This is a genomic window from Anaerolineales bacterium (assembly GCA_019637755.1).
Taxonomy (GTDB): domain Bacteria; phylum Chloroflexota; class Anaerolineae; order Anaerolineales; family UBA11579; genus JAMCZK01.
Genome location: JAHBVC010000001.1, coordinates 920,456 through 935,893 on the forward strand (window position 1 = coordinate 920,456; position 15,438 = coordinate 935,893).

Here is a 15,438-nt window from a genome sequence, read left to right on the forward strand (position 1 = left end):
TTAGCTTGGGGCTGCTTCGCTGCGCTCGCAATGACATCATCTGCGTGTATCCGCGTTCATCTGCGGCTATTGACTTTAGGAAACAACCTGCGATACTGTGCCGCGATCAAGCCAATCGCTTGTTGAATACGCTCGCGGTTCTCGGCGATCTGGTGCCAGCGGCTGGCGCCGGAAGGATGCGGCAGGGGCACGTACCACACGCCATCCAACTCCATCTGGGTACCGATGACCTGCTCCAGCACGATGCCGCGGCCGTAAAAGGTCTCGATGGCCATCTTGCCGATGGGGATGATGAGCTTGGGGCGCACCAACGCCAGTTCCTCATCAAGAAACGGGCGGCACATTTGCTGTTCGGTGAGCGAAGGGGCACGGTCGCCGCCGCCGGATTTGTTCTTGCCGGGGAAGCACTTGGTGACCGAGGTCATGTACTGGGTGCGGCGGAACCAGGCTTCGTCGATGCCCGCCTCGCCCAGCCACTGAAACAGGCGTTTGCCGCTACTGGCATTGAAGGGCCGCTTGGCCACTACTTCGGTCACGCCGGGTGCCTGGCCTACGGTCATGATGCGTGCCTTTACGCTGCCATGCGTCACCGCTGGCGGCTCGATGTAGTAGCCCGCCTGCAAACATAGGCGGCAGGCGCGCATGGCAAGCTGAAGCTGCTCAAAGCGCGCCTGGCGTTCGGCCAGTTTCAAGCGGCTGGCTCGCCCGTGATTACTTCACCGCCCAGCGCTTGCCAGGTACGTTGGTAGAGCAGCGCGTCTTCTTCGAGGATCGGGCTTTCACTCAGGATGCGCCCGCCACAATCCATATCCTTGAGGGCGCGGAACAGTTCCTCAAGCTTGAAATCGGATTCGGCGATGGTGAGATGATTCTTTTCACCCTTCTCCGTGTAGGCAATGCCAGAGAGGTGGCAGCTCAGGTTTTTGAGCGCTTCAGCACCCAATGCGTCGCGGTACTTGCCCAACGCCACCATCCACTCATCGTAGCTATTCATGCTGCCATCGCCGGCGCGGGCGTGCAAATGAGCAAAGTCGATGCACGGCAACACGCCGGGAATGTCCTTGGCCATCTCCAGATTCTCTTCCAGCGTGCCCAGTTGGCCGCCTTTGCCCATCGTCTCCGGGCGCAAGGTTACCGGGTTGCGGTTGCGGCGCAGCTCGGCCACGCAATCTTGCAGGCGCGCTTTGGCCAGCTTCATCGCCTCCTCAGGCGGCTTGCCGCTGCAGCTGCCGGGATGGAAAATGATCTCGGTAGCGCCGGCCAGGTTGCCATAGTGCGCCGCATCCATCAGACGGCGGCGAGCATTGGGCCACTCTTCAAACGTGGCGTTCAAGTTGATGTAATACGGCGCATGCACGCTGAGCAGCACGTCTGATTGCTTGGCTTGCTGGCGAATGGCGGCGCAGGTCTCCTCGCTGACGCGCACAGACTGCACCCAGCCCAACTCCAGGGCGCCCAACCCAAGCGTGCGGATATGCTGCACGGCGCCCACGCTGCCGCCGGGTTTCTTGGGCGCCGAGATCGGCGACCCTACAGTTCCAAATCGAAAGGCCATACCTAAATTGTAATAGAATGAATCCAGTAAATTGAAAGGCAGACCAATGACCACTCGAGACGAAGCACTTGCGATTGTGCACGAACATGTAAAGAACGAGGGGCTGGTGCGCCACATGCTCAGCGTGGAAACCGCCATGCGCCACTACGCCGCCATGTACGGCGAGGATGCTGAGCTGTGGGGCGTGGCCGGGTTGCTGCACGACTTCGACTGGGAGATCCACCCCACCCTGGAGCAGCACCCGCAGGCCGGTGCGCCGATCCTGCGTGAACGCGGCGTGCCCGAGGAGATCGTGCAAGCCGTGCTCAGCCACGCCAACCACAGCAACATCCCACGCACCACGCTGATGCAAAAGGCGCTGTATGCCTGTGATGAGCTCACCGGCCTGATCACCGCCGTGGCGCTGGTGCGCCCCTCGCGCTCCATTCTGGATGTCAAAGTCAAGTCCATCAAGAACAAATGGAAGGACCGCGCCTTTGCCGCCGGAGCCAACCGCGAAGAGATGGAAGACGGCGCGCGTGAGCTGGGTATCGAGCTGTGGGAGCATGCCGGCAACGTATTGGCCGCCATGCAGGCCAATGCCGCTGAGCTGGGCCTGGTGGGCAACCCCGAGGCCGCTGGTGGCGAGGGCTGAGGCCAACTTCCCCGCCATCCACTGGCTTGACGCAAAGACCCAAAAAGCCCGCAGGTGCGGGCTTTTTGGTATCTATACCCACGCCCATAAGGGCAGAGTTGGCACAGTACTTGCAAACCTGAGGGGGAGATGATGCGGCAAAACGCACACACTATTGATTCCAGATTTGGGTATGGCCACGGCAGGCCCATTCGCCGTGCGGTCTACTTGAATAGCCTTGCATACACTCGCGGGAAGCAGGTGACGAAATGAGCATTCTTAGCGGAAAAGGGATGTACCTTTGGATCATCAGCCGGGTGGAAGGTGGCGATCCGCAAAAGATCGCTGAGTTGGCCCAACAAGCCGGGCTTAGCCATGTACTCATTAAGGTGGCCGACCGCAACTACAAATACAACGTGGATAACACGGGCTTCGACCATGTGCCCGGGGTAGTTTCAGCATTGCGCGCTCGCGGCATCCAGCCGTGGGGCTGGCAATACATCTACGGCACCAACCCGGCCGCCGAGGCGGCCATGGCGATCCAACGCGTCAAACAGTTCAGCCTGGATGGTTTCGTGGTCAACGCCGAGGTGGAGTTCAAGCAGAAGGGCATGGAAACACCCGCCCGCCAGTACATGCAAGCGCTGCGCGCCGGCCTGCCCAACACGCCCATCGGCTTCAGCAGCTATCGCTACCCCACGCTGCACCGCCCGCTACCCTTCGAAACCTTCCTGGAATATAGCGACATCAATATGCCGCAGGTGTACTGGATCCAGGCCAGCAACCCGGCGGCGCAACTGCTGCGCTCGGTCCGCGAGCACCAGGCGCTCAGCGTGTGGCGCCCGATCCTGCCCACCGGTTCCGCCTACCCGGATGGCAGTTGGAACCCGACGCCCGGGCAGATCACCGATTTCATGCAGGCCTGCAAAGACAACGGGCTCAGCGGCGCCAACTTCTGGGAATGGTATTACGCCCGGCGCATCTCCGGCGTGTGGGACGCGGTGAAAGACTACCCCTGGCCCACTGGCCCAGCGCCCACGCCGGATATCAGTATCCGTTTCCTGGATGCGCTCAATTCGCAAGACCCGGTAAAGGTTGCCGCGCTATACGGCACGGCCGGGGTGCATGTCAACGCCAAACGTACCGTGCAGGGCAGCGAAGGCATCTTACGTTGGTACAACGCGCTGCTGCGCGACACTTTGCCCGGGGCGCGCTTTGAGATCACCGGCAGCACCACCCAGAAGAACCTGCGCATCCTGACCTGGACGGCAACCTCGAACAAGGGCCGCGTGCTGGATGGTAAAGATTCGCTGGCCATTCAAAATGACAAGATCACCTATCATTACACGTATTTCACGGTGAAGTAAGCGCGTGAGCAGTGATTGGTGAGCAGTAGCTAGTTGCCCCGGTAATCGGTACGGGAATATCAGGATTGGTGAGTAGAGATTTCCCGATTGCTGCTCACTATTCACTTCGCGTCTTACCAATTACTATTTAGGGGTGAGTACCCGCACGTTTGCCCTCGCGCTGGCTGCCGGCCTGCTGGCGGCCTGTACGCTGCCCAGCGGCCCGGCGGCGCAGGCCACCCAAGCTGCCAGCGCCACCGCGGCGGCCAGCCTGACCCCGTCCAGCAGCCCCACGCCGCAGGCCACCCACACGCCCACGATCACGCCTACGCCCGCCCCGCCGCCCGCCAGCTTCAGCAGCAGTAGCCTGCTGAGCGGAGTGCAGCCGGTGAGCTACATTGCCGATCAATGCCAGTATTTGGCCGCACGGTGGAACCCAGCCAACAGCCAGCCCGGCACGGTGGTTGCGGCGCTGATGTATCACAGCATTTTGCGCGGCGATGCCACTCCCAGCCTGGCGCAAGACATTAACCAAGTGACTTTCTACCAGATCGTAGATAAGGCGCGCCAACTGGGCTTTGAAACCATCACCAGCCAGCAACTGCTCGCCTTCCTGGAAAGCAACGCCGCCATCCCGGCGCGCAGCATGTTACTCATTCTGGATGATCGCCGCCCCGGCACCGCCCAGGAATACTTCCTGCCCCTGCATGAGCAGTATGGCTGGGGTACTACGCTGGCCTGGATCATTGGCGATACGGATATCCGCCCGGGCGAGCACAGTGGTGAAAGCCTTTGGGAATGGATGGAGCGCCTTAACGCCACCGGGGTGTTTGATATTCAGTCCCACGGGCTGAATCACATTCCGATCACCCCGGGCCTGAGCGCCGATTTCCTACGCAGCGAGTTGGGCGACAACATCCCCATCCTGGTAGAGCACTTCGGCCAACGCCCGATCACGCACGTGTGGGCTGGCGGCAATTTCACGCCCGAGGGTGTGGCGATGGCCAGCGAGCTCGGCTACCGCCTGGGGTTCACGATCTACTCACGCGGCCCCGTGCTGTTCAACTGGATCCCGCAGGGCGAGCAAGAGCTGGCCGCCGGCCACCCGCTGCTGACCCTGCCACGCTACTGGGATTCGGCCGCGGTATTCAACCTGCAGCAAGCCGCCGACAGCGGCGACGCTGCCCGGCAGTTTGCGCGTGAAAATTATGCCGCGGAGGCGGCATGGTTTGCGCAAAACTGTGGCGGGGAGCTGCCGCCGCTGGATGCTGTGCTTGATGATTGAGTGAACGGCTTTTTTTGCCGCAGAGAAACGCGGATACACGCAGATAAAACCTCTAGTTCATTAAAGTACGCTTTAGGCTGTGGCCTAAAGGATTCCTCCTCGGCCTGCGGCCTCGTTCGGAATGACAGCTCACACATATCGTCATTCCGAACGAACAACGTGAGCGAGGAATCCCTTAGGTCAAAACACGCACCACCCATCTACCCATTCATAAAGATTCTTCGCAGCCTAAACGCTGCAGCCTAAAGGATTTCTCCTCAGCCTGCGGCCTCGTTCGGAATGACAGCTCACACATATCGTCATTCCGAGCGAACAACGTGAGCGAGGAATCCTTTAGGTCAAACCGACAGCATAAAAAAAACGGCCTGCACAATGTGCAGGCCGTTTTTTGATGCTTGGTTACTCTTCGCTGCTCGGGGGCAGCGGGTCAGCCGGAGCCTCCGGCGATGCGGTCAGCCCGTCGCCCAGGCCAAAGCCATCGCCAGCGATGCCCATCTCACCCACCGGGGCCACCACCGCGGCAAATTCTTCTTTGCGCGGCTCAGGCTGTGGCAGCAGGTGAGCGTTGGCCTCGTGGCCAGTGCCCGCCGGGATCAGCTTGCCGAGGATGACGTTCTCCTTCAGGCCCGTCAGCGGATCTTCCTGCCCACCGATGGCCGCGCCCGCCAACACCTTGATGGTGTGCTGGAACGAAGCCGCCGAAAGGAACGAGTCCGTGCTCAGCGAGGCCTTGGTGATGCCCAGCAACACGTCCACAAACTTGGCCGGCTCTTTGCCTTCAGCCAGCAGCGCCTCATTCTTGTGGCGCAGCTCCAGGCGGCTGACGTAGTCGCCCGGCAGCATGCCGGTGTCACCCGGGCGGGTGACCTGCACCTTGGACATCATCTTGCGGATGATGACTTCAAAGTGTTTATCGTGAATGTTCTGGCCTTGCGAACGATATACCTGCTGCACTTCGGTGAGCAAGTACATGTAGCAGGCTTCACGGCCCTGAATGCGCAGGATCGAATGCGGGTTGAGCGAACCTTCGGTCAACGCCTGGCCAGCTTCCACCTTGGCGCCGTTGGGGATCAACATGCGCGTGGTGTTGGGCACTTCATACTCGATCGAGTCTTTGTGCTCGTAGGAAACGAAGATCTTGCGATCCTCAACGCGCACTTTGCCACCGTTCTCGGCCTTCAACTCGGCTTCCTTCAGCGAGGCGATCACATCGCCCGCTTCCACCTTGCTGCCATCCTCTACCGCAATGCGGTAGCCCTTGGGCAGCTCGTATTCGTCATGCACCATCTCCGCATGCAGAATGCGGATGACGCGCAGATCGCTAAAGCGCTCCGATTGCGCCACTTCCACCGTGCCGCTCAGTTCGGCCACCACAGCTTCACCCTTGGGTTGGCGGCGGGCTTCGAAGAGCTCCTCCACGCGCGGCAGACCCGTGGTGATGTCCGACTCGGCGGCGACACCACCGGTGTGGAAGGTACGCAGCGTCAACTGCGTACCGGGCTCACCGATGGATTGGGCCGCCACGATACCGATGGCGGCGCCCAGCGCCACTTCACGGCCGCGGCCCATATCCATCCCGTAGCATTTGACACAGATGCCCTGCTCTGCTTCACAGGTCATCGGCGAGTAGACGTACACATCCTGCACGCCAGAAGCAGCCACCTTGCGGGTCTGGTCATGGTCGAGCAGTTGGCCCTTCTCCACCAGCACCTCGCCGGTGTTCGGGTCAGCGATGTTGTGGGCGGCCACGCGGCCAAAGATGCGGCTGGCCAGCGATTGGTCAGCGACGTCATCCGCCGAGCGCATCCAGATGCCTTCGTCGGTGCCACAGTCTTCGATGGTGGTGATGACGTCCTGCGCCACATCCACCAGACGGCGGGTGAGGTAACCGGCATCCGCCGTACGCAGCGCGGTATCCGCCAGACCCTTGCGCGAACCGTGGGTGGAGATGAAGTATTCCAGCGTGGTCAAGCCCTCGCGGAAGTTGGAACGGATCGGCAGCGGGATAATGCGCCCCGAAGGGTCAGCCATCATGCCGCGCATACCGGCCAACTGCGAGATGGAGCTGAAGCCACCCTTGGTGGCGCCGGAGTTGGCCATGGTGGCCAGGTTGCCGTTCTCGTCCATGCTCTTGCGCACGGCGCTCGCCACCGTATTGGTGGTTTCCTGCCAGATCTCAATCACTCGTTCGTTCTGCTCTTGCTCGGTCAGCAAGCCACGGCGGAAGTCTTCCTCCACGGCCTGCTCGCGCTCCATCGCCGCCGCCACGATGCCCTCTTTCTCATCGGGGATGGTGATGTCAGAAATGGCGATGGTGGTACCCGAGCGCGTGGCATAGCGGAAGCCAATGTCCTTCACCCGGTCAGCCACATCGGTGGTGCGCTTTTCGTCACCGGTCACTTCGAGCAGCTCAGCGATCAGGTCCTTGATCCCCCCCTTGTCAATCACTTTGTTGACAAAGCGGATCTCAGGCTCCAATTCCAGGTTGAGCAACACGCGGCCAACCGTGGTATCCAGGAAGCGCGTCTCGGCCGCCGGCAAGCGCTTGTTGTCCTCGCCATACCAGGTCTCGGCGCGCAGGCGGATCGGCGAATGCACGTCCAACTGGCCGAGCTGGTAGACCATCAACACTTCGTCCATATCGCCAAACACGCGCGGCTGTTGCTTGCCGGGCAGCGGCTTGGGCTGCATGCTGAGGTAGTACACGCCCAAGACCATGTCCTTGGAGGGGCCAATGATCGGCTCGCCGTCGGCGGGCTTGAGCAAGTTTTTGGTGGAGAGCATCAGTTCGCGCGCTTCCCACACCGCTTTCTGTGAAAGCGGTACGTGCACGGCCATCTGGTCACCGTCAAAGTCCGCGTTGAAGGCGGTGGTCACCAGCGGGTGCAGTTGGATGGCGCTACCTTCGATCAGGATCGGCTCGAAAGCCTGGATGCCGAGGCGGTGCAGGGTTGGCGCACGGTTGAGCAGTACGGGGCGGTCTTTGATGACCTCCTCGAGCACTTCGTACACTTCGGGGCGATTGCGGTCAATGATGCGCTTGGCGCCCTTGACGTTAGCAGCGTAGTTGGCGCTCACCAAACGCGAGATGACGAAGGGCTTGTACAGCTCCAGCGCCATGCTCTTGGGCAGACCGCACTGGTACAGCTTGAGCTGCGGGCCAACCACGATCACGGAACGGCCGGAGTAATCCACACGCTTACCCAACAGGTTGCGGCGGAAGCGGCCCTTCTTGCCCTTGAGCAGATCGCTCAGGGATTTTAGTTCGCGGCGGCCACGGCGCGAGAGCGCCTTGCCGCGCTGCGAGTTATCGATCAGCGAGTCGACCGCTTCCTGCAGCATGCGCTTCTCGTTGCGCACGATCACGTCCGGCGCACCCAGCTCGAGCAGACGCTTGAGGCGGTTGTTGCGGTTGATCACGCGGCGATACAGGTCATTCAGGTCAGAGGTCGCAAAGCGGCCACCGTCCAACTGCACCATCGGGCGCAGGTCGGGCGGGATGACCGGCAATACGGTGAGGATCATCCACTCCGGGCGGTTGCTCGAGCGGCGGAAGGCCTCCACCACGCGCAGGCGGTTGGTGGCCTTGCGGCGGCGCTGCTTGCTGCGCGAGGTGCGCAGTTCCTTCCAGAGTTCTTCGCTCAGGCGGTCGAGGTCGAGACGTTCGAGGATGTCATAGAAGGCCTCGGCGCCCATGTCGGCGCGGAACACCTGGCCGTAGCGGGCGCGCAGCTCGCGGTAGCGGTTCTCGCCCATGAAGGTCATCGGGCGCAGGTCTTCCAGCTCTTCGCGGGTGCGCACCTGGTCTTCGTGCTCATTGCTGGAGACTTTTTCATCCAGCGAGTCACGCAGGTTGTTCATCGCCAGTTCGGATTCAGCCTTGATGCTGGCCTTCTCCACTGCAATGCGTTCCAGTTCGGCTTGCTTCTTCTCGCCGATCTTCTTTTCGTTGTCTTCCAGGAAGTCTTTGACGATCTCCTGCACGCGGGCGAGGTGCTTGTTCTCCACCACCTCACCAGCCTTCACCAAGTTGCCCTTGATGGCGCTGAAGGTGATGGCGGCCTTCACCGCCGTGCCCATCTGCTCTTGCAGCTTGGTCTCGACGCGTTGGCCTTCTTTGATCACCGGGTCGATCTTGGCGGCCAGCTCTTCGTCATAGCGGCCTTCGATTTCCTTGGTACGCTCTTCCAGCTTGCCCAGTTTCTCGTCGCGTTGCTGCTTGGCAGCGGCGATCTGAGCGTTGATCTGCGCGGCGTGCTCTTTCTCTGCCGAGCTGATCTCTTCGTCCAGGCGGGCCAAAGCCTTCTGGCGCGCGTCTTCGTCTACATAGGTGACGACATATTGCGCAAAGTACAGCACGCGGTCCAGGTTGCGGCGCGAAATATCGAGCAGCAAGCCGAGGTAAGAGGGTACGCGGCGCGTGTACCACACATGCGCCACCGGGGCGGCCAGCGAGATGTGGCCCATGCGCTCACGGCGCACCGAGGAGCGGGTAACTTCTACGCCACACTTGTCACAAATGATGCCTTTGTAGCGGATGTTCTTGTACTTGCCGCAGTAACACTGCCAGTCACGCGTGGGGCCAAAGATGGCTTCATCAAAGAGGCCATCCTTCTCCGGGCGCAAGCGGCGGTAGTTGATCGTCTCCGGCTTGAGCACTTCGCCATAGGACCAACTGCGAATGGTCTCGGGCGAGGCCAAGCTAATGCGCAATGCACGCAATCCCTTTGTTTCCATATGTGCGGCCTCCAAAAACGGTTTGATTACGGCGAAAAGCGTAGCGGCAGCGTATCTGGCGTCTTCCTCGCCCCCTGGATTTAGACCTGTGACCCAGCCAGGTACACCACTACTCGCTTTGCTGTTTAGTTTGAATAATCGAACAATTGTGCTATTTTAGAGACAAACCAAAGCAAGCGCTTAGAGACATTTCTCAAAGCGCTTGCTCGTCTAGCACAGTATTCGATTTTATATCGTGAAGAATTATACCAATGGGATTTGCAGAGTCAAGCGCCAGCGCCTGGCAACTCGCTCGATTCATTGTACACCTAACTTAAGGGCAATTCAATATAGAAGGTGCTGCCCAGGCCGAGCTCACTTTCGGCCCAGGCGCGGCCCTTATGGCGCTCGACGATGGAATGGGCAATTGAAAGGCCGGAGGCAGGTTGGCCCTCGCGGCGTGTAAAGATCAGCGGCAGATCTACCGGTGCAATACCCACCCCACTATCCTTGACGCTCAAGGTCACTTTGCTGGTGGAGTACTTCGCTGCCAGGCGCACTGTGCGGCCGCGCGCACTAAAGCGAATGGCATTGTCGAGCAGGTTCACCAGGGCACGCTGCAACAGGGTACGGTCGGCGCCCAGCAGGCGTTCGTGGCCCTCCACCGGATCCAACACCAGCTCGATCTGCTTCTGGCGGGCTTGCGCCTCCACTTCGCCCGCCGCCGCCTGCAGCAGGCCCGCCAGGGCAAATTCTTCCACGCGCAAGCCTTCGGCTTCCTGGATGCGATCGACAGCCAGCAGGCTGGCCGCCAGGCGCGTGATCTGCTCCACGCTGGCCTCGATCTTGTGCACATAGCCCTCTTGCTGCTCGTTCAGTGGGCCTAACATGCGCACCATGGTGAGGTAGCCAGCCACCATTTGCAACGGGTCTTGCAGATCATGCCCCACGGTGCTCAGCACCTCGCGTTCGGCGGCCTTCTGCTGCTGGCTGCGGGTGACATCCTCCAAGCGGCACACAAAGCCCAGCAGCTCTGCGCCATCCCATAGCGGGTTCAACTCGGCGTGATAAGCAGCTTGCTCAATGCGCAGCTGCGCGCTCTGCGGCCGGGCACCGGCCAGGCGCAAAAAGCGCTGGAGTTCCGGGTGAGTGATGGCCTGCTCCATCGCCGTTCCCGCGGCCAGCCCGGCCCGCAGCCGCAGTACGCGGCTGGCCGCCGGGTTGGCGAACACCAGCCGCTGGCCAGCATCCAGCAACAGCAATGGCTGCCCGTCCGCCGCCAGCACCGCCTCCAGGCGTTGCTGGCCCAGGCGTGCCTGCAGGTATTGGCCGGCATTGCTGGCCGCCGCCGAAGCCTGGGCAGCCAAGCTCTCCAGATAGTGGCGCGTGCTGTCTTCAAAGCGTTGCGGCTGATCGTAGGCCAGCCACAAGGCGCCCAGTTGCTTGCGGCCATCTTTAAGGGCAAAGGCCGCCACCGAGCCGGGATAGGGCGTACCCTTCTCCACTTTCAAGCGTGCCCGTGCCGGGTTGCTCAAGAGCACTTGATCCTGAGCGCGGGTAAGCGCCAGGATCTGTGCATCCAGCGCTTCATAGCGCTCATGCCCTTCGCCCTGGCCAAAGCTAACGCCACTGCCGCCGCCCTCGTTGAGAAAGACCAGCCGTGCCAAGGATGCCCCGGCCGCCAGCGCGGCCTCCAGCAAGGGTTCGATATGGCTGCGCACCTCGAGGCTCGAGGAGAGGCCGTGGCTGAGCGCCAGCAAGCGTTGCGATTCTTCGGCGCGCGAGAGCACGGCGCGCCGCATGACTTCAAAGGCGGAGCCCAGCCGGCCGATCTCATCGCTGCCCGTGATCGAAAGCGGGGCGCGCAAATCGCCGGCAGCGATGCGCTGCGTTTCGGCGGCCAGGGTCTGCAAGGATTGGCTTACGCTGCGCAGCCGGCTGCGCAGCGTGGCATACGCCACCGCCGCCAGCAGCAGCAGCACGCCCAGCATCGGCAGCGCTACGCGCAGGGCCTGCTGCTGCGAAAGCCGCAGCGGCCAGCGCACCAGCACCGCCCAGTTGCTACCCGCCGCAGGCTGGTAGCGTACCCACATACGCGTGCCGTCAACGGCCACTTCTTCGTATGCGGGCGCATTAGCGTTCACTTGGTAAGGCTGCAACAATGCCGCACTGAACGGCGCCATGACGATCTGGCCTTGTCCATCCAACAAGAACGCCTGAGCCCCTAAAGCATTGATGCTCTCGAGGCTTTGCGCCACCGGACGCGCAAAGGGATTACTGGCCAGCACGGTGCGCCCCACCAATACATTGCGCACTTGCTGATTGCTGTTGCGCACCGCGGCCACAAAGACCAGTTGCGCGCTATCAGGCTGGGCGCTGCTGGGCGCTGCGCTGACCAGTTGCAGGTTCACGCCTTGCAGCGCCAACCCCACCGCATCCAGCTCGGCCGGGCTGGGCTGCAAGCGGCTGTATTCGCTCAGTGGCGTGCCCGCCACCACGTTGCCGCCGCTATCCAGCAGGGTCAGTTGCTCAAAATAGGGAATGCTGCTCAGATGGCTCTGCAACACATCCAGCGCCTGCGCGGGCGGCGCATCTGCCAGGCGCCCATCCGCGGCCAGTTGTTGCATCAAACTTTGGCCGGTTTCCAATACAAAGGGCACCGCGCCGGCCGCAATCTGTACATTGTTATCGATACGATCGGCGAATAATTGCTGGGCGCTGCGCCCAGCCGCCCACCAGGTCAGCGCACCCATAGCCACAAAGGCGATCAGGGCCAGCGGCACCAGGGCAAACAGAAAACGCGCTTCCAGGCTGCGTTCGCTGGGCGCCGGCTGGGCACTGTGCGTGTTCGGCCGCTCCCATTGCGGCCAGCGCGCCAAAGCCAACTGCAACAGCAGCGCTCCCAGCCACAGCGGCACGCCTGCAGCCAGTGTGGCACCGCCCAGGCGCGAGAGCGCAAAATCCAGGCTCACTAACCAACTGGGCGAGACCCAAAAGAAGGCACTGGCCAAATAGATAAACGGATACAGCAGCGAGAGCAGCGCCGCCGCCACCCACGGCTTACGCAGCCAGGCGAACAGCGTAGTGCTGTAGCGTTGGCTGCGCAAAAAGGCGAAGGCGCCGGCCAGCAAGGCAAATTCCAACGCGGTAAATGGGCTGCGCGTATCCGCAGTAGCCAGCAGCAAGCCGCCCAGCGCTGCCAGCGGCAGCGCGGCGCGCGCCCCGAACCACACCAGCGCCAGCATCCAGGGCAGCGCCAGCAACGGCGCCAGCAGCGCGCCCCGCGCCGGCATGCCCAGCTCTGGGATAGGCAGCGCCGCCCCTGGGGCCAGGCGCACAGTCAGCAGCAGGATCGTCAGCGGTACCGCCAGCACCAGGGCCAGCAGGCGCAACTGCTGTGTACGCGTCCACAAGACCTGACGGCGCTCCAGGCGCCAAGCCAGCGCCACGGCGGCGGCCAGCATCACCAGCCAGGCCAGCCATCCCAGGCCGCCCAGCGGAGGCAAAATGCTCAGAAAGGGAAAAAATTGCAGAAAAGTGTAGCTCACGTCCCGTTGGCCAGCTCTGCCTGCCGTGTGCGCACCAGGGCCAGCGCTTCTTCTAATACTTCGCTGGCTTGCATCCCATCCGATACGAGGGTGATCGCATCTGCCGCCGCCCGCAACGGGGCCACTGCGCGGCTGGTGTCATAGGCATCACGCTGCTTGAGCGACTCTAGCACGTCTGCATAGGGCGTGCTGTCCCCGCGCGCGTGCAATTCTTCAAAACGGCGGCGGGCACGCTCCTCTTGCGAGGCGGTGAGGAAGATCTTGGGGTCCGCCTCCGGCAGCACCACCGTGCCAATATCGCGCCCCGCCATCACCACGCCACCGCGCAGACCAATGCGGCGCTGCTGTTCGGTGAGCGCACTACGCACCCCGGCATACGCCGAGACTTGCGAGACGTGCGCCTCTACATCCGGCTGGCGCAGTTGCCAGGTGCAATCCTCGCCATCCAGCAGCACATCGTAGAGGCGTTGGTCCGCCACGCTGGCCGGGCGCAGATCGATCTCCACCGCGTGTGCCAAGGCTTCCACCGCCGGCTGATCATCCAGTGTCACGCCGCGCTTCAGCGCCGCCAGGGTGACGGCGCGATACATCGCCCCGGTGTCAAAGTACAAATAACCCAGCGCATCGGCCAGGTTTTTTGCCAGGGTGGATTTGCCGGAAGCGACCGGGCCGTCGATAGCGATGGTGAGCGGTTTGGACATTTAGCGAAAGTCTCCACTGGAAGTAGTAAGCACGTCATGCGGCAGCACATCGGCTGCCGCCCATAGAATGATGGTTTCCTGCTGCTGCGGCGTCTGGCGGTAGAGCCACCACGCGATCACATCCGTAGGCAGCATCTGCCAGGCCGGGGAGCTGGAAAGGGTAAAGCTCTGCCCGCGGTAGGCGCGCTGGCGCGCCGGTTCCTGCACATCGGCCGGCAGGAGCAGCAAGTCTGCCTCCTCGCGCTGCGCTGGCGGCGCGAATTGGCGGCCCAGCCAGGCCAGCGCCGGGCTGGGGCTACCCAGCTCCAGGCTCAACGCCTGGCGTTGCCCCGTGGCGCGTAGTGAGAGTGCATCCAGGCTATCGCGCAGCAAGCCCAATTGGCCCGCCGCTGCCCCTGGCGACCAAAGCTCGGCGCCCTGGCCGGCCGCGGGGTTGCCAAAGCGCGTGGCCCCCGCCAGCGCGAACAGCATGCAAAACACGGCCAGGCTCCACACCAGGCCGTCACGCGCCGCGCGGGCAGACCAGCCCAGCGCCACCAGCAAGGTCACCACCGCCGCTAGCACCACCACGCCGGCGGCGATAAACAGCGCCGGCCGCACCGCCTCTGGCAGCGTGGCCAGTTGCGGAATGCGCGCCAACGAGAGCACCCAAAAACTGAGCAGCACCACCATCAAGGCGAAATGGCCCCAGGCGGCCTGCGGTTCGCTAGCAGGCAGTTGCAAGCTACTGGCGATCACGGAGGCGGCCAGTAGCCACAAGGGCACCAATACCCAGATCAGATCGGCCACCTGCCGGCCAGGGTAAAGCAAGATCAACGCCAGCGCGGCCGCCGCCAACAAACTGGCAGCCTGCAGCTCACGCCGCCCCTGGCGCCAGGCGAGCAGCGCCCCCCACATGCCCAAGAGCAAGGTGGGGGCGCTGTAGCCAACTAACGCGAACAGCACGCGCCCCGCGGCAACGCCACTGGGGTGCAGCCAGCCCGTCACGAATTCGGTCAGCGGCGCGGCCACACTGGCGAAGCCGCCGGGAAACTGAAAGAACAGACTGCTGCCCAACAGCATTACCGCCAGCAAGCTCAGCGCGGCCGGCCCCAAAGCATCCTTAGGCAGTGCACTTCTGATGAAGAAGGCCCACACCAGCAGGGCAACCAGCACGCCAATATATGCCGCCGGCGCGGCCAGCAAGCCCAGCCCCACAAAAGCGCCAGCCAACCTGTGCCGCCCGGCCGCCCAGGCGCTAGCCGCCAACAGCAGCCCCGCCAAGGCCAACATGGCACCGGAGGCCAGCCGCGACAACGCCACCAGGCCCGGATCCAAGGCCAAGCCCAGCGCCAGCACCAAGGCGGTACGCCGCCCCAGCCGGTTGCGCCACGCGTAGGGCAGCGCCACCAGCGCCAGGCCCAGCACGGCCGGCCATAAGCGTGCCAACCATTCATTGCTACCGCTCAGGGAGAAGGTCAGTGCGGTCAGCAGGCTATAGCCCGGTTGCGCCCCCAAAGTAGTTGTGCCCGTCTGGGCCAACTCAAAGGCAGGCAAGGCAGCGCGGGCCTCAAAGTCATTTAGCGGCAGGCTGCCCAGTTGCCCGAAGCGCAGCCAGGCGGCCACAACAAGGATCAATACGTAGGCTGCAACTTCAAGGGTTAAGGAGGGGCGGCGCGCCATATCCCGCAGATT

General features: G+C 62.6%; 9 protein-coding genes. 3 read left to right on the forward strand and 6 right to left on the reverse strand.

Annotated elements, in window-relative coordinates; genetic code table 11:
• Positions 1 to 56: 56 nt before the first annotated feature.
• Both KF821_04575 and KF821_04580 read right to left on the reverse strand, forming a co-directional pair.
• Positions 57 to 692 (reverse strand): uracil-DNA glycosylase family protein, encoded by a 636-nt coding sequence (locus KF821_04575; protein MBX3005088.1) that lies wholly within the window; start codon positions 690 to 692, stop codon positions 57 to 59.
• Positions 689 to 1,555: a TIM barrel protein gene (locus KF821_04580; GenBank protein ID MBX3005089.1), complete on the reverse strand. Its 867-nt coding sequence runs from the start codon at positions 1,553 to 1,555 to the stop codon at positions 689 to 691. The genes KF821_04575 and KF821_04580 overlap by 4 nt, the downstream gene beginning before the upstream one ends.
• A gap of 46 nt (positions 1,556 to 1,601) precedes the next feature.
• Here KF821_04580 and KF821_04585 point away from each other — a divergent pair, with 46 nt between their 5' ends.
• From KF821_04585 to KF821_04595, 3 genes are all read left to right on the forward strand, one after another.
• Positions 1,602 to 2,189 carry an HDIG domain-containing protein gene (locus tag KF821_04585; GenBank protein ID MBX3005090.1) on the forward strand — a complete coding sequence of 196 codons (588 nt, stop codon included), beginning with the start codon at positions 1,602 to 1,604 and terminating at the stop codon, positions 2,187 to 2,189.
• A 248-nt stretch (positions 2,190 to 2,437) separates the two neighbouring features.
• Positions 2,438 to 3,535: a nuclear transport factor 2 family protein gene (locus KF821_04590; protein MBX3005091.1), complete on the forward strand. Its 1,098-nt coding sequence runs from the start codon at positions 2,438 to 2,440 to the stop codon at positions 3,533 to 3,535.
• Positions 3,536 to 3,668: 133 nt separating this feature from the next.
• Positions 3,669 to 4,799 (forward strand): polysaccharide deacetylase family protein, encoded by a 1,131-nt coding sequence (locus KF821_04595; GenBank protein MBX3005092.1) that lies wholly within the window; start codon positions 3,669 to 3,671, stop codon positions 4,797 to 4,799.
• Positions 4,800 to 5,198: 399 nt separating this feature from the next.
• Here the strand turns inward: KF821_04595 and rpoC are convergent, their stop codons facing one another.
• The 4 genes from rpoC to KF821_04615 form a co-directional block, all read right to left on the reverse strand.
• The gene (gene rpoC / locus KF821_04600; GenBank protein ID MBX3005093.1) at positions 5,199 to 9,536 is read right to left on the reverse strand and encodes a DNA-directed RNA polymerase subunit beta'; all 4,338 of its coding nucleotides are present in this window, start codon (positions 9,534 to 9,536) and stop codon (positions 5,199 to 5,201) included.
• A 308-nt stretch (positions 9,537 to 9,844) separates the two neighbouring features.
• Positions 9,845 to 13,063 carry a HAMP domain-containing protein gene (locus tag KF821_04605; protein MBX3005094.1) on the reverse strand — a complete coding sequence of 1,073 codons (3,219 nt, stop codon included), beginning with the start codon at positions 13,061 to 13,063 and terminating at the stop codon, positions 9,845 to 9,847.
• Positions 13,060 to 13,764 (reverse strand): (d)CMP kinase, encoded by a 705-nt coding sequence (cmk, locus tag KF821_04610; protein ID MBX3005095.1) that lies wholly within the window; start codon positions 13,762 to 13,764, stop codon positions 13,060 to 13,062. Before cmk ends, KF821_04605 begins: the two co-directional genes overlap by 4 nt.
• A complete protein-coding gene (locus KF821_04615) occupies positions 13,765 to 15,426 on the reverse strand; it encodes a glycosyltransferase family 39 protein (protein ID MBX3005096.1) in 1,662 nt (553 codons plus the stop codon).
• Positions 15,427 to 15,438 lie beyond the last annotated feature (12 nt).

Bases quoted from the DNA above. Each gene is read 5' to 3' on its own strand.
- cmk (MBX3005095.1), bottom strand. From the start codon at position 13,764: ATGTCCAAACCGCTCACCATCGCTATCGACGGCCCGGTCGCTTCCGGC.
- KF821_04615 (MBX3005096.1), bottom strand. From the start codon at position 15,426: ATGGCGCGCCGCCCCTCCTTAACCCTTGAAGTTGCAGCCTACGTATTG.
- KF821_04580 (MBX3005089.1), bottom strand. From the start codon at position 1,555: ATGGCCTTTCGATTTGGAACTGTAGGGTCGCCGATCTCGGCGCCCAAG.
- KF821_04585 (MBX3005090.1), top strand. From the start codon at position 1,602: ATGACCACTCGAGACGAAGCACTTGCGATTGTGCACGAACATGTAAAG.
- rpoC (MBX3005093.1), bottom strand. From the start codon at position 9,536: ATGGAAACAAAGGGATTGCGTGCATTGCGCATTAGCTTGGCCTCGCCC.
- KF821_04590 (MBX3005091.1), top strand. From the start codon at position 2,438: ATGAGCATTCTTAGCGGAAAAGGGATGTACCTTTGGATCATCAGCCGG.